Annotated in this window: 22 protein-coding genes and 1 other RNA gene; 6 read left to right on the top strand and 17 right to left on the bottom strand. The window is 50.9% G+C overall.

Annotation, left to right across the window (positions count from 1 at the left end; translation table 11 throughout):
* Positions 1-7: 7 nt before the first annotated feature.
* From AV656_RS00765 to AV656_RS00735, 8 genes are all read right to left on the bottom strand, one after another.
* Positions 8-262, bottom strand: coding sequence for a DUF2087 domain-containing protein (locus AV656_RS00765; RefSeq protein ID WP_231877211.1), 255 nt, complete (start codon positions 260-262; stop codon positions 8-10).
* Between the two features lie 28 nt (positions 263-290).
* Positions 291-821: a GNAT family N-acetyltransferase gene (locus AV656_RS00760; protein ID WP_082818547.1), complete on the bottom strand. Its 531-nt coding sequence runs from the start codon at positions 819-821 to the stop codon at positions 291-293.
* 207 nt (positions 822-1,028) lie between these two features.
* Entirely contained in the window at positions 1,029-2,744 is a 1,716-nt protein-coding gene (locus AV656_RS00755; protein WP_231877210.1) for a b(o/a)3-type cytochrome-c oxidase subunit 1, read from the bottom strand.
* Positions 2,741-3,214 carry a cytochrome c oxidase subunit II gene (locus tag AV656_RS00750; protein ID WP_063177864.1) on the bottom strand — a complete coding sequence of 158 codons (474 nt, stop codon included), beginning with the start codon at positions 3,212-3,214 and terminating at the stop codon, positions 2,741-2,743. Before AV656_RS00750 ends, AV656_RS00755 begins: the two co-directional genes overlap by 4 nt.
* A 17-nt stretch (positions 3,215-3,231) precedes the next feature.
* Entirely contained in the window at positions 3,232-3,354 is a 123-nt protein-coding gene (locus AV656_RS16460) for a cytochrome C oxidase subunit II (RefSeq protein ID WP_197462179.1), read from the bottom strand.
* A gap of 403 nt (positions 3,355-3,757) precedes the next feature.
* Entirely contained in the window at positions 3,758-4,528 is a 771-nt protein-coding gene (locus AV656_RS00745) for a PH domain-containing protein (protein ID WP_063177862.1), read from the bottom strand.
* A gap of 65 nt (positions 4,529-4,593) precedes the next feature.
* Positions 4,594-5,289 carry a Crp/Fnr family transcriptional regulator gene (locus tag AV656_RS00740; RefSeq protein ID WP_082818546.1) on the bottom strand — a complete coding sequence of 232 codons (696 nt, stop codon included), beginning with the start codon at positions 5,287-5,289 and terminating at the stop codon, positions 4,594-4,596.
* A 211-nt stretch (positions 5,290-5,500) separates the two neighbouring features.
* Positions 5,501-6,163: a hypothetical protein gene (locus AV656_RS00735; protein ID WP_156484770.1), complete on the bottom strand. Its 663-nt coding sequence runs from the start codon at positions 6,161-6,163 to the stop codon at positions 5,501-5,503.
* Between the two features lie 141 nt (positions 6,164-6,304).
* On the opposite strand from AV656_RS00735, the gene ssrS reads away from it, so the two are divergent.
* A non-coding RNA gene (gene ssrS / locus AV656_RS00730) (6S RNA) lies at positions 6,305-6,494 on the top strand.
* A gap of 74 nt (positions 6,495-6,568) precedes the next feature.
* Positions 6,569-7,132 (top strand): SLOG family protein, encoded by a 564-nt coding sequence (locus tag AV656_RS00725; protein ID WP_063178837.1) that lies wholly within the window; start codon positions 6,569-6,571, stop codon positions 7,130-7,132.
* 134 nt (positions 7,133-7,266) lie between these two features.
* Here the strand turns inward: AV656_RS00725 and AV656_RS00720 are convergent, their stop codons facing one another.
* Positions 7,267-7,941 (bottom strand): hypothetical protein, encoded by a 675-nt coding sequence (locus AV656_RS00720; RefSeq protein WP_063177858.1) that lies wholly within the window; start codon positions 7,939-7,941, stop codon positions 7,267-7,269.
* Positions 7,942-8,054: 113 nt separating this feature from the next.
* Positions 8,055-8,498, bottom strand: a complete 444-nt coding sequence (locus AV656_RS00715; RefSeq protein WP_063177856.1) for a helix-turn-helix domain-containing protein — start codon at positions 8,496-8,498, stop codon at positions 8,055-8,057.
* A gap of 204 nt (positions 8,499-8,702) precedes the next feature.
* Here AV656_RS00715 and thpR point away from each other — a divergent pair, with 204 nt between their 5' ends.
* From thpR to AV656_RS00700, 3 genes are all read left to right on the top strand, one after another.
* Positions 8,703-9,251 (top strand): RNA 2',3'-cyclic phosphodiesterase, encoded by a 549-nt coding sequence (gene thpR, locus AV656_RS00710; RefSeq protein ID WP_063177855.1) that lies wholly within the window; start codon positions 8,703-8,705, stop codon positions 9,249-9,251.
* Between the two features lie 125 nt (positions 9,252-9,376).
* Positions 9,377-9,700 (top strand): PadR family transcriptional regulator, encoded by a 324-nt coding sequence (locus AV656_RS00705; protein ID WP_063177854.1) that lies wholly within the window; start codon positions 9,377-9,379, stop codon positions 9,698-9,700.
* On the top strand, positions 9,693-10,748 hold the full coding sequence (locus AV656_RS00700; protein WP_063177853.1) for a DUF4097 family beta strand repeat-containing protein: 1,056 nt from the start codon (positions 9,693-9,695) through the stop codon (positions 10,746-10,748). The genes AV656_RS00705 and AV656_RS00700 overlap by 8 nt, the downstream gene beginning before the upstream one ends.
* Positions 10,749-10,821: 73 nt before the next feature.
* On the opposite strand, the gene AV656_RS00695 is transcribed toward AV656_RS00700, so the two are convergent.
* Positions 10,822-11,307 (bottom strand): dUTP diphosphatase, encoded by a 486-nt coding sequence (locus AV656_RS00695; protein ID WP_063177852.1) that lies wholly within the window; start codon positions 11,305-11,307, stop codon positions 10,822-10,824.
* Positions 11,308-11,403: 96 nt separating this feature from the next.
* Here AV656_RS00695 and AV656_RS00690 point away from each other — a divergent pair, with 96 nt between their 5' ends.
* Entirely contained in the window at positions 11,404-11,796 is a 393-nt protein-coding gene (locus tag AV656_RS00690; RefSeq protein ID WP_063177851.1) for a hypothetical protein, read from the top strand.
* A 21-nt stretch (positions 11,797-11,817) separates the two neighbouring features.
* Here the strand turns inward: AV656_RS00690 and AV656_RS00685 are convergent, their stop codons facing one another.
* The 6 genes from AV656_RS00685 to dnaI all read right to left on the bottom strand — a co-directional run bounded on the left by AV656_RS00685 (position 11,818) and on the right by dnaI (position 17,493).
* The gene (locus tag AV656_RS00685) at positions 11,818-12,096 is read right to left on the bottom strand and encodes a DUF1294 domain-containing protein (RefSeq protein ID WP_063177850.1); all 279 of its coding nucleotides are present in this window, start codon (positions 12,094-12,096) and stop codon (positions 11,818-11,820) included.
* A 60-nt stretch (positions 12,097-12,156) separates the two neighbouring features.
* Positions 12,157-12,513 (bottom strand): 50S ribosomal protein L20, encoded by a 357-nt coding sequence (gene rplT, locus AV656_RS00680; RefSeq protein WP_008299688.1) that lies wholly within the window; start codon positions 12,511-12,513, stop codon positions 12,157-12,159.
* Between the two features lie 41 nt (positions 12,514-12,554).
* Positions 12,555-12,755: a 50S ribosomal protein L35 gene (gene rpmI / locus AV656_RS00675; RefSeq protein WP_008299689.1), complete on the bottom strand. Its 201-nt coding sequence runs from the start codon at positions 12,753-12,755 to the stop codon at positions 12,555-12,557.
* A 30-nt stretch (positions 12,756-12,785) separates the two neighbouring features.
* Complete coding sequence (gene infC, locus AV656_RS00670; protein WP_063177848.1) at positions 12,786-13,349, bottom strand: translation initiation factor IF-3; 564 nt, start codon at positions 13,347-13,349, stop codon at positions 12,786-12,788.
* A gap of 884 nt (positions 13,350-14,233) precedes the next feature.
* Positions 14,234-16,171 (bottom strand): threonine--tRNA ligase, encoded by a 1,938-nt coding sequence (gene thrS / locus AV656_RS00665; protein WP_063177846.1) that lies wholly within the window; start codon positions 16,169-16,171, stop codon positions 14,234-14,236.
* Positions 16,172-16,545: 374 nt separating this feature from the next.
* Positions 16,546-17,493: a primosomal protein DnaI gene (gene dnaI, locus AV656_RS00660; RefSeq protein WP_063177845.1), complete on the bottom strand. Its 948-nt coding sequence runs from the start codon at positions 17,491-17,493 to the stop codon at positions 16,546-16,548.

Here is a 17,493-nt window from a genome sequence, read left to right as displayed (position 1 = left end):
CACCCACTCAGCGCTGTTCTGTCCTTCGGTACACCCGGCCGTCCTCCGACCGCTCCATCATTCCGTAATCGATCAGAAACCTTCGGATCGTTGCAAAGTCCGGATATGCAAGCATCAGAATTTCATTAACTTCCCGTTCATGATAAGATTTTCCTTTTTCGAACCGACCGGCGCGATGCTCAGCCACAATGAATTTTCTTTTCTCTTTCGAAGGAAAGACATCGAGCGGCCCGTCCGGCCCCTTTTTAAACAAGTTTTTCAATGTCTGTTCCCGCTCCTGATTAGTAACATTAAAAGCCACCCGATTCGTCCTTTCCAATAAGAATATTCAGGTCAGGCCATCCATAAACCAGTTCCGAATACCGGTCTCCGCCTATTTCAATCTCCTCTGTCCCAATCGGTATGCCGCCCAAAGCTTCATAAAAATGTCTCGAAGGATTATTTTGCAGAACCCTGACCAAAAGCGAACGGAATCCGGCCTTCTTCAAGGCACCTGCAACCTGTCGGACAAGATTTTGCCCGGTACCCTGGCCCTGGCATTCTTTCAACAGGTAGATGGCATACAATTCCCCGTCATAGTCAGGATAGCTGCCCGACCGTTCAGGTCCGCCATTGGCAAAACCGACAATGCCCCGCTCCTCTTCAGCGACAAATGCCTTTGTGTGAATGATTCCTTTCTTCCAGCTCTCCTCCCGCTCCTCTATCTTCAGCGACTCCAGGTATTCTTCTGAAACGATTCCCCGATAGGTTGTCTTCCAACTTGCCACATGAACTGAAGCCATTTCCCTCTCATCGCCCGCTTTAGCCCGTCTGACGATCATCCCGTCACTCCCTTTCACGGCATTTTTTCTTCCTGGTTCCATGGTGTCAGTTTTCCGGCCATGCGGCAATATGAAAAAAGCCTGTCCGATGCCGGACAGGCTTGCAGTTTACATTTCCTTTTCTGATCCAAGCTCCATGGCAATTACCATGGCGATGATCATAACGATCATGAATGATACAGTCATAAGCAGCATTTTCTCATCTCCTTACCAGTTGATAAAGCCTTTGGACCCCGGAGGTGCATCCTGGATCATATGGGTGATCGGGAACGTGTAGGCAAGCAGGATCAGGGCGACTGCGATGCCGATCCAGATCCACCAGTTTTCAAGCCATCTTGGTGTTGCCGAAGCATCGCTTTCCGCAATCGGAAATTCTGCATACAGGTCACCTTTTTCGGAACGAGGTTCAATCAGCCAGAGCCGGAACACGATAACCATGAGCAGCATTGCGGAGAAGAACAGGATGATCCCGCCAAGAGCCAGAGTCGACGTATTCGAGAAGAATCCGTCAAACCAGCCCAGTACCGTAGGATGATCGCTGTAATTGGAGTGCTGCGTCCGCCGCGGAGCACCCAGCAGGCCGAGTACGTGCTGTGCGGTGGACATGAAGAGCATGCCGACCGACCAGGAAATGATCTGGACAAACGCAAGATTTTTGGTCGTCTTTGTAAGTGTCCGTCCTGTCAGATAAGGAATCAGCCAGAACGAGATGCCCATGAATGTCATGGCGACCGGAGTACCTACAGTGATGTGGAAGTGGCCGACTACCCAGAGCGTGTTGTGGACCAATTCATTCAGCTGGAAACTGGTGTTGATGATCCCGCCTGCCCCGCCGGGGATAAAGAACACCATCGAGATAAAGAGTGATGTAAAGCGGATGTCATTCCAAGGCAGCTTGCCGACCCATCCGAACAGCCCCTTCGCCCCTTTCTGGCGCCCGGAGATTTCGAAAGTGGCAAACAGCGAGAACGCGGTCATGAGCGTCGGGATGACGACCATGAAGGTGAGCGTGACCTGAAGGAACTTCCAGAAATCAGCAACACCCGGCTCGGTCAGCTGGTGGTGAAGGCCGACCGGTATGGAGAACAGGATGAAGAGCAGGAATGACAGGCGCGCCAGGGAATCACTGAATACTTTTGTGCCCAGAAGTTTCGGGACGACAAGATACCAGGCCATATAGGCAGGAAGCAGCCAGAAGTAGACCAGCGGGTGGCCGAAAAACCAGAATAGCGTCCGGCTCAGTTCGACATTGATTGTATCCACCCATCCGAATGCCCAAGGAATGTACATGAATACAACAGCGGCGACAACCCCGAGGCAGGCGATGATCCACATGGCCAGTGTCGAGATGGTCATGAATGCGAACAGCGGACTCAAGACACCCGGGTTGGCTTTGCGCCACTTCACATAGTGGGCGATCAGCGCGAAACTGATGATCCAGGTACCGATGATCAGGAGAGCAAGTGATACGTAGAACCAGCCGCTCGCCTTAAGCGGTGCATAAAACGTGTAGAGGACACTTGCCCTGCCCGACAGGATTTCAATGGTTGCCCACACCGTACCGGCAGCGGCCACGAAAAATCCAATCCAGGACCAGCGGGCCACTTTAGGTCCGAAGCTTCCGAGGGACCTGCTCATGCCTGTTATGAGGAAGGCATAGATGAAAAATGTTGTATAGACAAGTGCAAGTGTCACGCCATGGACAGTCAGTACCTGATAATAGTCCAGCCATGCAGGCAGTTCGATCATCTCATTGCGCATGAACACCTGGATCAGACCGCAAAGGGTGCCGATTAAAAACGCTGTATAGGCGAAACCGATATTCCAGAGGGCGAGTTTCCGTTCGGATGCCGAAGCCGTTGCTGCAACAGCAGATGATGTGCGACGACCTGCGAGAGGTCCGCGTTCAGAGTGCAGAATCATTCCTCAACCACCTCGATTTCAGTATGCATGAAGTGATGGCCGGTACCGCAATACTCATTGCAAAGAATCAGAAACGTCCCGGGCTCATTGAAGGTATAGCGTTTTTCATTGATCTGTCCGGGGACGACCATCATGTTTACTTTCGTGTTGGGAATCGTGAAGCTGTGTATGACATCCTTGCTGGTCACTTTGAAGATGATTTCTTTACCGGCCGGAACTTTGATTTCCGAAGGCTCATATCCATACGCCATTGCCTTGATCACCACTTCATAGGTATCATCGTCAATCTGATGGACACCCGGATCATCGAACGGAGCCGTCACATCCACCTTTTCAGGATCAATTTTCTTCATGCCTCCTGCCGGTGTCTGTCCCTGTGTAAAAGCCTGAACACCGACGATGCCAAGGAATACGGCGAGCATGGCGATTCCGAAAATCAGCCAGATTTTCTCAAACTTGTGCAAGTGCATGACCTTCACTCCTTTCGTTATAGCGCCACATACATGGCGTAGACCGCAAACCACATTACGGCAATGAGGATCCCGACGGTGAGAACACTGATGAGAGTGCCCCTCAGATCTGCTTCGTGCGGGTTCTTCTTATTTTTCATCGCCAACCCTCCCGACCGGTTTCTATAGTCCCATCTTAAAATTCGCCGGACCCGGGAACTGTGATAAACATCACACGTTTTCCGATGATTTTAGGTCTTCTGTAATAAAATAGACAAAAAGACCCCCGTCTTCAGTAAGAGCAAATGGCTACTGAAGACAGGGGCTATGAAAAAAATCGTACCCTTAAAGACAGTGGATTAAAAATCCATCGAATTTCCGCTACGAGTCCTCGCTTACCGCGGGCGTTGCCTTAGCCTCCTCGAGCTGCGCTCTGCGGGGTCTTCGGCTAACGCTTTTCCCGCAGGTGTCTCGGACTCTCCGCTTCAATCTTTCTAAAAAGTGTTGCTTGCAATAGTTTTAGCTAAAAGATGCTTAAATTCATTTAGAGCTAGCCAATATATATTACAATCCAAGTAATTGTTTCTTTTTAGCTTCGAATTCTTCTTTAGTTATAATGCCAGAATCTAAAAGTCCTTTAAATTTAATAATTTCATCAGCAGAAGAAGCATAATTGGAGGACTGTAAGGAACTTGCTTCATCACCAGATGACTTTAGTTTATCCAAGACTTCATGAATTGCATTGTTAATGGATGAGGCAGAAGATGAATCTAGGGCTATATTAAACTTCTCTTGAGGTGTATCAATAGTTAACACCCCGAAAATCATTCCTTTATTAAAAGAAACATCATTAATTCTTTCGTGATTAACTGCTTTGAATTTCTCACCAGTAAGAGATTTTTGACCAAAAATAATTCGTTTATTGGTGATAGCATAGGCATAGTTACTATCATGCTTAGTAGTAGTTTGATAATTGTGTAATCCGATAAAGGTCATCAATACTTTCTCACCACGGATTAAATTATCTTGTAATACTTTGAAGTGTTTTACCCCCCACTTCTCATTAAATCCGGAACCAAAATTATTCTCTTTACAAAACTTGTACATATTTTCGGCTCGTGAAAATGGATCATCACCAAGTTTGTCTTCCTTGTCTTGAATAATCGCATTAATCTCATCAATTGTAGTTTTATTTATATTTATTGCCATTGCCCCACCAACTTTTTTTAAACAGCTAGGGCATAACCAAGCGTTTGATCTTTTTACTTTTACACGATTCAAGCCAACTTCGTCATTACACACACCACAAATTGCTTTTAGATCAAAGAAACCCATATTAGCCCTCCTCGAATTATTATTAAATATTAACAAGGTAGAACCGAGGTCTTTATTAAGATCATTTATTCAATGCTGCAGATTTCCATCGGACAGTTCTCGCAGTGCATCTCAGCGCGCAGGAACCCGATGTCGGTCAGGACAATCCGGCCATTCTCCATCCGGATCTTTCCGTTCCGCTTCAGTTCCGACAGCATCCGGTTGGCTACTTCACGGGCCATGCCGCAGAAATTGGCCAGTTCCTGATTGGTCAGTTCGAGATCGATCAGGATTCCGCCACCTTCTGCAGGTACCCCATAGCTGTTGGACATTCGGATGAGGGTAGAATACAACGCGCCTTTTTTCCCGTGAAGGATCAGGTCCCGAAACTTGGATTGCGTCCGCTGCTGCAGGACTCCCATCCATTTCATATAAGCAATCGCGAGCTCATGCTCCAGGTACAGCAGCTCCTCCAGGCGATCCTTCGGTATGGCTGCAACCTTTGTACCTTCCGTCGCCTTCGCTTCCACAGTATAGGCTGCCGGCGGACAAAACGGCATGACTTCACCGATAAAGTCCCCTTCACCGCAGATCCGGAATGTGATTTCGCGACCGTCAGGCGTCACTTTCCCCACCCGGACTTTTCCGGTCTCCACGTAGTAAAGCGCTTCAGCCTGTTCACCCTCCCGGAACAGATAATCTCCCTTATCCACTGCCAAGCTGCCCGCTGAAGCTTTCAGAATGCCAGTCATTCCTTCAACGGCAGATAATGCGCGTTCCATTGCGCCACTTCCTTTGTCCATGAATCACGTGGTCAGGCCTTCTTGTAGGCACGACGCTCGGCATACTCACCGCACGCCGGACAAACCTTGATGACATGACCGCGGTCCCTGCGATATGTGCGCAGAAGAGATGTCTTGCGCTTGCAGATTCCACATTTTTTCTTAAACAGTCCCAACATCCTAAAACACACTCCCAAATATGATCCCTGTCTTACTCTGTGCAGTTGCTCTGGCTGATCTGCCCTGAGGCATCCAGCCGGAATTCCGTTCCGTCGGTCAAAACGGCCGCAAGCGGATGGATTTCGGCGTCTTTCTTGGAGAAATACCATCTGCGCCCCTGAGGAACCAAAACGAAATAGGCGTCGCCGCTGCCAATGAAGTTCAGTTCATCGGGCTCGAGATCCGTGCCCCGGAGCGGCAGACCCGCATCAAACAATTTTTGCCCTGCCAGCTGTACGTCCTGTGCAACGAGTCCCACCTCGCTGAGATTCAGGAATGACGAACGGGTGATATCTCCATAAACGTCTTTTTTTCTTCTGCCGATCAGCTCGACGACGTTGCCGGCCGGATCCTCGAAATACATGGAGTCGGCATCGAAGGCACGGAAGTACACCTCATCCACACCATCTTCCCAATTCAGCGGGACCCTGTCCTGGATCCAATACTTCAGCATGGAAAACTGATTGCCGGGGATGTTGATTGCAAAATGGTAAAATGCCGGCCGGTCCCCGGCAACAAACGTCACATCGGTCGTACCAATCCTGACCGTAAATCGATCTTCCGCTCTTTCCGTGATTTCAAGTTCAAGAATATTGCCATAAAAGCGCCGCATTGCGGCAAGCTGATCTGTGTAAAACGTCACCGACTTGAACAAACGGTTCACCCCGCTTTTCATACTGTTTCCATTATAACACGGCAACGTATCCCCACTGCACCATCAGTCAGGAGATGGGCTGATTTTTCCACCGCCAGACATTTCCATTGCATCCCGGACCATTTTGCCCTATACTCTAAATACAAGCTGCATTGACCGTATTGATTATAAAGTTAAACCTTTGAGCTGAAATAGGGAGTTTAAAAACGAGATCGGAATGATAAGCTCCGGACTAATTCCGGAGACGTGCAGGAACATCTCTGAGGACACCCACTTTGTGGAGTGATGGTTTTTAACTTTCTAATTTTCCTACGGCAAAGGCGGCTTCTTATTTTGACTTCTACCGGCCAGTCCGTTCTGCGGACTGGCTTTTTTCATTTATTCTCTGCAGAAAGGATGTCGCTGATGCTGAAACGGCTGCTCGTAAGCGGCTATAAGCCGCACGAACTTGGGATATTCAATGATAAGCATCCTGGAATCGCGGTAATCCGCCGGGCGATCACCGGCAGAATCCGTGCCCTATTGGAAGATGAGGGCCTGGAGTGGGTGATTATCAGCGGACAGCCCGGTGTCGAAACCTGGGCTGCCGAAGCTGCATTTGAATTGCGCAAAGAATATTCCGGCCTGAAAGTAGCAGTGATTACGCCGTTCCTTGAGCAGGAGAAGAACTGGGACGACTCCAAAAAGATGGCCTATGAATCCATTCTTGAACAGGCGGATTTTACAACCGTGCTGATGAACCGGCCTTATGAGGGCCCGTGGCAGTTTTCGGAGCGGGATAAGTTTCTGCTCCGCAATTCGGACGGGTTGCTTCTGGTTTATGATGAAGAGAACGAAGGGTCACCCAAATGGCTGCGCCGGCTCGCCCTTCCCGCTGCAGAACAGGGCCACTATGAGTTGCTGACCATCTCAGCGGAAGACCTTAACTTTGCCGCAGAAGAGATGAGGATGGAAGAGGAAGACTGGTAACGGTGTTTCCGAGTGATGCCCTTTTTGCAATGTCCTTTATTATATTTCCTCAATACACCAAAAAGCCATCACTTCTTGAGAGTGATGGCTTTTTATGTTCATTGCCCGCTGTTGGCAGAGCAGGTTCAGATCTGTCAGAGTACGAACTCGGTATTCACGTAGACCAGTGTCCAGTGGTCGGCGTCAAGAAGGTCTTCAATTTTCAGTTTCTCGCCGTGGCCGAGCCAGACATCATCTCCCATGACCGCGACGACCATCGAACGGCCGCCATTATGCAGGTTTAGATAAATGTCTCCGATATTCGGCTGAATTTCCTGAGTTCTGGACAGCTTTGCCCCAAGCTTTGCATCTTCTGCAAGTGTCTCCTCGGACACAAGGGAATCGTCCTGATAAGCGATGTTCCGGGCTTCCGGGTTACGCCCTTCCTGCAGGACAACGAATTCCTTGCGCTTGATCGGATTCTGGCGGCCCGTAACGACTGTCCGTCCCTCGATCTGCTCCACTTTTTCAAATTCATTGAGACCATAATGGCTCATCGGTTCCGGATCCGGCTTTGTGACCAGGATGTACCCGTCGACTTCCGGCTCAAGATCTTCACGAATCGTATACCATTGCCCCATGAACATAAATGCATCCATGTGGCTCGGTCTGTGAAGCGTGATTTCTTCTGCCTTGCTTGTCACCTGTTCCATGTCTTTGATGCGGTACATGTGTACAGATTTTTTGGCAAGCGGGTTGATGGTATAGACTTTGTGCAGTTCGTTTTGATAATAAACAAACTGTCCCTTCCGTACTTGAAGTAATTTCACTTCATGTACCTCCTTCCTACAGTGACTCTCGTTCCATCTTAAGGGATGGACGGACGGGTGTCCATGAACATGCAAAAATTTCTATCGAAGTGCCCGGATAAGCCGCCAAACTTTTAGTCGTACCTGCTTTTAAGCACAGTGATAATCAGAAGTTCCCTGAGATCCTGTACACTCATCCCGGGCAGCCGGGCGGTGATATCTTTAATCATCTTTTCCCGTCCGTCCCGTTCCCCATACCTCTTATCTCCTGCCCGGATGAGTGAATCCGCCAGTTCATCAAGATTGGCTTCCTCTGATCCGCCTGCTGATGCGGGCTCAGTGGCACCGGATTCTATTTCACGTTTCAGTTCACCGGTCAGCAGGCTCTCTGCCGATACTCCGAACCGCTCGGAGATGGTGACGATCCAACTGGCCGAAGGGGCGCTTTTGCCTTCCTCCCAGTGCTTAATGCGGCTTGCGGAAGTCCCGATCTCTTTGCCGAAAGCCAGCATGGACAGCCCCTCTTGCTCCCGGAGTGCCTTCAGCCGCCTGCCGAATGCAGCCTGATTCCAAGCCATGGGGGTCCCTCCTTCTCTATTCCCCATCATAGCATAGCTTAACTTATTCAGAAATCATGGCTCATTGTTTATTTTTCCGTCATGATGCAACCGGCTCTTATTCTTTTTCACCGCAGGAGCCATGCAAAACCTCAAAAAATTTGTCTGATGTTTTCGACAACCGGTGGTACAATAAAGGCAATCCAGCGAAAGGAGGCGTTGTGCTTGCAGCATTATTTTCTTGGTATCCGCATCCCTTCAGGCGTACAGCCACTTGCCGAAAAGTATCTGGAACTTCACCGTCTGGCAGACCGTTACAAGGTCGTCTCCCATCCCGAAGATCTGCACATCACCCTTTTTTTCCTGGGTGCCTGTGATGACCAGAAACTTTCCAAGCTTTCTGTCCGTCTGTGCTCCATTGCAGAACAGCATTCCGCCTTTTCCATCGAAGTTGACGGGTTCAACTTTTTCGGCCCGTCTTCCGGCCCTCGTGTGACCTATCTTTCCGTTACGAAGAACCTGCTCCTTGAACAGCTCCAAAAAGAAGTGGCAGGCGCTGTGACGTCGGTAATGGGTCTTCCGTCGAAAGACCGGTTCATTCCCCACATCACCATTGCCAAGAAGCGAAAAACCCAGGAACGCCTTGCCCTGTCCCCGGATTCATTTGAGCCATATCCGGTATCTATAGATGGTTTCCATCTGTTTGCAATCCATCCGCAAAACATGCCGAAATATGAACCGGCCGAATTTTTCCCTTTCGGGCGGTCCGAGTAGCAGAACAGAACTCATTCTGTTCTGCTCTTTTTTCAGGTTGGTACTTGTCAATGAACAGTAGCCTGGAATATAATGTTCATACGGTACTGTTCTTTGTGCAGTACTAAATACAGGCAGGTGAGATGATGAATGTTCAGTTCAAAAAAGGGGTGCTGAATCTGTGTGTCCTGGCCCTGCTTGACTGCCAGGACCGGTACGGCTATGAACTCGTACAGATGATCTCCAAGCGGATCGAAGTCTCCGAAGGGTCTGTATACACCCTTCTCCGGAGGCTTACAAAGGAAGGTTATTTTGAGACCTACCTGAAAGAATCCTCCGAAGGACCCCCGAGGAAATATTACCGGCTGACCATCGCAGGACAGGCGTACCTGCAGGACCTGCTTGCTGAGTGGCGAACCTTTACTGAAAGTGTCAACGAACTGATCGGAGGGGATGGAAAAGATGAATAAGGAACAGTTCTTGTGTGCGCTTGGTGAAGAGCTGACAGCTTTGCCTGCGGAAGAGAAAGAGGACGTCCTGGGGGATCTGGATGAATACTTCGAAGAAGGAGTACGCGATGGAAAAAGTGAGCAAGAAATCGCTGCCTCCCTCGGTTCCCCGACAAGTATCGCTTCTGATATTCTGAGTGCTTATCCCGAATTTACGGATACGAAAGAACGGGATATCCGGAGCAGCAAACAGCGTGATGAATATGAACTGATCGAGATTCCGGGCGGGCATTTTACAGTTGCTCAAATCATGACAGAAACCGGTGCAGTCAGGGTGATTCCGTCAGAGGATGGAATCACGCGGATTGAACTGATCGGAAACCGAAAAGACCTGAAGTTCGACGCTGATGTCCAAAACGGCAAGCTGAGCATTACCCTGGTCGGACGCCGCAGCATCAGAAGCTGGTTCAGCTTCGGCAGTTCCCCGTTGTTTCGGATGGTCATTCATCTGCCGAAAAAGCTTTATGACTCTCTTGTGATCAGAACGGATAACGGTTCGATTTCAGCCGAACAGCAGCTGGCCAAACAATTTGCTGCCCATTCCGATAATGGACGCATCACCGTCAGGGAATGTGCGTTCCGTTCGGTTGAAGTCAAAACCGACAATGGACGGATTGAGATGAACAAGACTGAATCAGATACGCTCCGGTGCGTGACAGACAACGGCCGCATCCAACTGTCCCATATCCGTTCAGCGCAGATATGGGCTGAGACCGATAATGGACGAATTACAATGGATAATGTCGAAGGTGACATTTCCGGCAGAACGGATAACGGGCGCATCGAACTATCCGTCGAACAAATCACCCATCCGATCGACCTGAAAACCGACAACGGCAGCGTCATCGTCGCCACCATGGTCAAACCTTCTGATGCTTCAATCAGTGTCCGGACCGATAATGGCCATGTGGAAATTTTCGGTGAACGAAAAAAAGAGGCGTTCTATGGTGACGGCCGCATCCCGGTCAAACTCGAATCAGACAATGGCAAAATTCTGGTGAAGCAATAAACCCTTTTATCATGCTGTGTCTAAACGAAATGAAGCCGGTCCGGAACAGAATGCTTTCCGGACCGGCCTTTTTTCAATAACCGCGCTGTTGCCTGGCATAGTTTTCATTATTCTTTTCCCGGTAAGCTTGGATCATTTCATCTGCGGTAAATCCGAGCGTTTCCGCAATCGCGCGATAAAATACCCAGACAGCTTCATACGAATCCCTGTCCTGCCGTTCACCGAAGTCGAGTACAGCCCGCTGAGTCCGGATGAACAGATCGGTCAGGTCACCCTTCTCCTCCCCTTCCGGCCATTCCCGGAGATCCTCCATGCCCTTCAAAATCCCGAGCGACAGCAGGAAATGGATGGAATCCACATATTCCTCGATCAGCACCGGCTTCGGGGACGGTCCCTTCCTGCTCCAGAACTTAAAGCACCGTGTCTCATTGGCCAGTTCCGCCAGCTCAACGGTGAGGGCAAGCAGCTTCTCCCTAAAAACATCCCGTTCAACACCATTATTCTCTTCGATATATGTATCCAGCCGTTTCTGCATCTCAAACAGATCTGTCAGTTCCATTGGGACCCCTCCGGACAGAAAAAATTATTTTCGTGAAACCTTTTCGCGTTTCAATCGTATAGGAGGAAACCAGTATGTGCAAGGGGGGATACCGCCATGGCCTTAATTATCCGAGTGATTGTAATCGCCGTCATTATCTATCTGTTCTATCGGGGCATCCGATACTTAACCGATCCGAGAAGAAAGCTGGATGAAGCCTATGAGCAGGAACGGTACTACTTCTATGACGACGTAAAAAACGTCCGGAAAAACTTCTTCATCACCTATAAAGGCGCCCTCTTTGAAGGTGAGAAATATATGGGGACAACCGGCCGGTCCTTTGAGGTCGTTTCCATCTTTGTTTGGGTCAAAGACGAAGCTTCCCTTCAGGGGTTTACCCGAGATGATTTCATCTTCCTTGAAAAAGAAATCAGGATGAGTTATCCGGATGCGGACATCAGTTGGAAAAACCCGATTGAGCAGCTCATGAAAAAAGGCGGTACCGCTTGATGCGGTCCGCCCTTTTTTGATTTATCCGATTTGTAAATTCCCTGCAAGATAAAGAACAGCTGCAAGATCCAGGATGGCGAGCATCAGAAAGCCGACACGGAATGCCGTATGCTTCGTCTTGTGCCGGAATGTCTGCATGCCGGCATAGGAACCGGCGCCGCCGCCGAGAAAGGCGATCATCCAGAGCGTTCGCTCCGGCACCCGCCAGCCGCCGTTTTTCGCCTGCCTCTTGTCATAACCCATCATGAAAAAACCGTAGACTGACAAAATCAGAATCCAGCCGATCAGCACCTTTTCCATGCCGCTACCTCCGATCCATCCAAAAAGACCGGCGAACGGTTCGCCGGTCTCTTCACTGGATTAGTTAACTGCTTTTTTCGCTGCTTCTGCGAGTTGTGCGAATGCTTTCTCGTCAGTGATCGCGAGGTCAGCAAGCATCTTGCGGTTTACATCGATACCTGCAACTTTAAGGCCGTGCATGAGCTTGCTGTAAGACAGGCCGTTCAAACGCGCTGCCGCGTTGATCCGTGCAATCCACAGTTTGCGGAAGTCACGTTTTTTCTGACGACGGTCACGGTATGCATATTGCAGGGACTTCATGACCTGTTGGTTAGCTGTTTTGTAGAGTGTGTGCTTCGAGCCGTAGTAGCCCTTGGCAAGTTTGAGAACACGATTACGACGCTTACGTGTTACTGTTCCGCCTTTTACGCGTGGCATTGGATTTCCCTCCTGATGTTGATTCGTTTTCTATGATCGGATTATTTCATGTAAGTAAGCATTTGCTTGATGCGCTTGAAGTCGCCTTTGGAAACGACGGCAGCTTTGCGGAGATGACGCTTTTGCTTTGTCGATTTGTTGGCGAACAAGTGGCTTGTGTAAGCACGGCCGCGCTTGAGTTTGCCGGAACCGGTGCGCTTGAAGCGCTTTGCGGAACCTTTGTGTGTTTTCATTTTCGGCATGGTCAGTATCCTCCTAATCCTGTGCGTAGATTATTTCTTTTCTTCGATCGGGGCCATCTGCAGGAACATGCTTCGGCCTTCCATCTTCGGTCTCTGTTCAACCGTGCCCACTTCCTTGCAGGCTTCGGCAAAACGTTCGAGGACGCGCTGGCCGATCTCCTTGTGGGTGATCGCACGGCCGCGGAAACGGATGGACGCTTTCACTTTGTCCCCTTTTTCAAGGAACTTGATTGCGTTTCGGAGCTTGGTCTGGAAGTCATGCTCGTCGATGGACGGGCTCAGGCGGACTTCCTTGATGTTGATGACTTTCTGGTTTTTGCGCGCTTCCCGTTCTTTCTTCTGCTGTTCGAACTTGAACTTCCCATAGTCCATGATCCGGGCTACAGGCGGTTTTGCGTTCGGAGCGACAAGAACGAGGTCCAAGTTTGCACGCGAAGCGATGTCCATCGCTTCGTTCCGCGATTTGACGCCCAGCTGATCACCGTTTTGGTCGATGATGCGGAGCTCCCGGGCGCGGATGCCCTCATTGACAAATTTGTCTCGGTTATCTCTGCTAATCGTAAGCCACCTCCGTGTAGTAAATCGCGAATACATGGTTTGGGCAGGCTCGCGGGGATGGTCCCCGTGGCCAATCCGAAAGAAAAACGGGTGGACCTGGGTCCACCCGCCGCATATGTGACCGCGCCAACAGGCACGGGACGTCACAATGGTGCAAACCTGCCAACAGCCGAAGCGTCGATCAGGTGAGAAGCGGGCAGCTCCTTCTTCTACCACAAACTGTATTCCTTAACCTAATCAATAATATCCTATGCAATACAGCTTGTCAATGATTTTGTTGGAGATTGTTGTTTCAAGATAAGGTTTTTTATAGGGCTTGGTTGATTTCCGCTCCAGGCGGACGCTTTCCGCGGGGAAGGCTAAGAGCCGGCGCCCATACGCAGATGGGCGTCTGCGCCCACAAGCGAAGCGTTGGGCAGCACCTACTTGAGGGTCTCTCCGCTCTTCCTTTCCCGCAGGAGTCGCCGCCCTCCGCTGCAATCAACAACGATTAATTAGATGGTTTATAGCGCTCTCTTACCAGCTGGTACTCCGCAACTATCCTAATTGATTTATTCCGTTTTATAAACAGATTATTATCGCAGGGGATTATACGACTCAAAGCTATAGTTGACGGATTGGAGCCGTAGGACCCGAGACTCCTGCGGGAAAAGCGTTAGCCGAAGACCCCGAGGATGTCGCGCAACGCTCTGCGCTGCGCACAGACGCCAGTCTCCGTACTGGCGCCGGCTAAGGCAACGCCCGCGGACTAGCGGACGCCGTTACGTAGAACGGCGTCTGTGCTCAAAAGCGGAGCGTTGAGCGACAAGGGTCTGGAGCAGAAATTCGCAGGATTCTGAGTCAAAGAAAAACTGCAGACAAAGTGAGTGCTCCTCTGTCTGCAGCTTGAGATCTACAACATGGCAAATTCCTGAATCAGCTTACTTCTTCCCGTCTACTTCTTCGCGGAGTTTGGCGATGAAGTCGTTGAGCGGGATGGATTCGGATTTTTGTTCGCCGTATTTCCGGACGTTGACTTCGCCGGATTCGGCTTCTTTGTCGCCGAGGACGAGCATGTACGGGATTTTCTGTGTCTGGGCTTCGCGGATCTTGTAGCCGAGCTTTTCGTCACGGCTGTCGACATCGACGCGCAGGCCCTGTGCCTGGAGTGCTTCACGGACTTTTTCTGCATAGTCGTGGTGGACTTCCGGAGAGACCGGGATGATTTCCACCTGGACTGGTGCCAGCCATGTCGGGAACGCCCCTTTGTATTCCTCGATGAGGAATGCGACAAAACGCTCCATCGTCGAGACGACGCCGCGGTGGATGACGACCGGACGGTGCTGCTTGCCGTCGCTGCCGATGTAGTTCAGATCAAAGCGCTCAGGCAGAAGGAAGTCCAGCTGGACAGTGGAAAGCGTCTCTTCCTTGCCGATGGCCGTTTTAACCTGGACATCAAGCTTCGGACCGTAGAACGCCGCTTCCCCTTCCGCTTCGTAGTAGTCGAGGCCGAGGTCATCCATCGCTTCCTTCAGCATGCTCTGGGCTTTCTCCCACATTTCATCGTCATCGAAATATTTTTCCGTGTCAGCCGGATCGCGATAAGACAGGCGGAAGGAATAGTCGTTCAGATTGAAGTCTTTGTAGACATCCATCACCAGTTCGACAACGCGCTTGAACTCATCCTTGATCTGATCCGGACGGACGAAGATATGGGCATCGTTCAGCGTCATGCCGCGGACACGCTGTAGTCCAGACAGTGCACCCGACATTTCATAGCGGTGCATGAGCCCGAGCTCGGCGATGCGGATCGGCAGGTCGCGGTAGGAGTGGATGCCGTTTTTATAGATCATCATATGGTGCGGGCAGTTCATCGGGCGCAGGACGAGTTCCTCGTTGTCCGCCTGCATCGGCGGGAACATGTCGTCCTGGTAGTGTTGCCAGTGGCCGGATGTCTTGTAAAGCTCCACGTTTGCCATCACCGGTGTATAGACGTGGTCGTAGCCGAGCTTCTCTTCCTTGTCGACGATATAGCGTTCGACGAGACGGCGGATTGTCGCGCCTTTCGGTAGCCACATCGGCAGCCCCTGCCCGACAAGCTGGTTCGTCATGAACAGATCCAGTTCCTTGCCGATTTTGCGGTGGTCACGCTCACGGGCCTCTTCGAGCAGGCGAAGGTGCTCCTCCAGATCCTCTTTCTTGAAGAACGCCGTTCCGTAGATGCGCTGGAGCATCTTGTTGTCAGAGTCTCCGCGCCAGTATGCGCCTGCTGTGCTAAGGAGTTTAAACTCTTTCAGTTTTCCTGTGGACGGCACATGCACGCCGCGGCACAGGTCGAAAAATTCACCTTGGTAATAGATCGATACTTTTTCGTCTTCCGGAATCGCATCGAGCAGCTCAAGCTTGTATTCATCGCCGATTTCCTCATAGATTTCCCGGGCTTCGTCACGTGTGACTTCCTTCCGGACAATTTCAAGGTTTTCATTGATGATCTTTTTCATTTCCTTCTCGATCGCAGGGAAGTCTTCCGCGCGGATCGGTTCCGGAGAGTCGAAATCGTAGTAGAAACCGCTCTCGATCACCGGGCCAATGCCGAGTTTTACATCTTTGAACAGACGCTTGACTGCCTGTGCAAGCAGGTGGGCCGTGCTGTGACGCAGAATTTCCAGTGCCTCCGGAGAATCCGGAGTGATGATCTCGATGTCGCCGTCTTCCGCGATCGGAGTGCGGAAATCGATCAGCTGTCCGTCGAGCTTGCCTGCCAGCGCCTTTTTGCGCAGTCCCGGACTGATCGACTGGGCCACATCCTCCGTTGTAGTTCCCGCTGCGAATTCTTTTACCGCGCCGTCGGGGAAAGTCAATTTGATCTGTTCTGCCATGCCAATGGGCTCCTTTCGTTCTTCCAAAATACGCAAAAAAACCCCGTCCCAAAAAGGGACGAGGCCTGCTCGCGGTTCCACCCTTCTTCCTGCCGGCAATGAACGACCATGCCGGAGAAGCTCTGCATCGGATAACGGACCGGAGGCCGGCAAGGGCTATCCCGAAAATCCCGGGGGTCACCTTCGCTGCTCTGGGGTGGTCGATCCGATGCCGTGCCATCGGGGGCTCTCAGCCTAAGGCCCCGTTCTCTGTCTGGCCGGACAACCGTTCGTTGTCCCCGTCATTGCATTTGGAAGAAGTATTGAATTCATCATACGAAAAACCTGCGGGATTTGCAACCGTGTTTCACCCAATCTTATTGAGTGGCGTCCGCTCAGCCGCGGTCACGCCGATTTTCCCCGTCAAGACGGACGGGCACGGTCATCGCGCGGATCCGCTCCATGATGCGCCCTGCTTTGACGACTTCCTTGTCCCCGCGCTGGGTATACGACAGGTGGGTTTCCATCTCCTTGTAGTCAAAGTTCGACGTGAAGAAGGTCGGAAGTTTTTCCGCCATCCGGTGATGGAGAATGGTCGCCAATACTTCGTCGCGCGTCCAGGCGGTCAGTGTTTCCGCACCGAGATCATCGAGCATGAGGACCGGGGCCCGTTTGACGAAATCGATTTTCTCGTTCAGCGACTGATCCTGGATTGACTGCTTCAGCTCACGGAGAAATTCCGGTACAAACACGAGAACAGATGGCACGTGCCGCTTCGCCAATTCGCCGGCGACCGCTCCGAGCAAATAGGACTTGCCCGTGCCGAACGGACCGTGAATGTAGATTCCCTGTGCAGGCAGCTCGCCTGCGCGGTCATATTTGTCAAGGAACTCCAGAACAAGCTCTACTGCGGCCAGCCGGCTTTCTCCCTTGGTAATATCAAAATCGCGGATCTCAAGGTTGAGCATGTCCTTCGGCATATGCATGCTCTGGACCATGGAAGATACACGGCGCCGTTCCGTGTCCGCCGTTTTCCTCTTGCACATCACATAATCGACGCCGATTGAACCGCGCTCAATCACCAGTTTCGGTTCGTAGCCTTTCATCATATTGGCACATGATTCAAGACTCTCGCACTTGCCGCAGTCATGTGATTGGGAGGTATATTCATACAGTTTCCCCAGGCCGCGGTCGACCATCGCCTTATCCACTTCCCCGGCGTGCGCTTCGAGAAAAGCCTGCACGCCCGGATGGTTCAGAACTTCCGAGCGCATCTCTGAATATCGTTCGGCGAATGTCGGTGCATTGACAATTCGCTTTAGTGTGTCCCGGATCGGTTCCAT

It is taken from the genome of Bhargavaea cecembensis (assembly GCF_001619585.1).
In the GTDB taxonomy this organism is placed as follows: Bacteria; Bacillota; Bacilli; order Bacillales_A; family Planococcaceae; genus Bhargavaea; species Bhargavaea cecembensis_A.
Note: the sequence above shows the minus strand (reverse complement) of the source record. Positions and strands in the feature narration are given on the sequence as shown.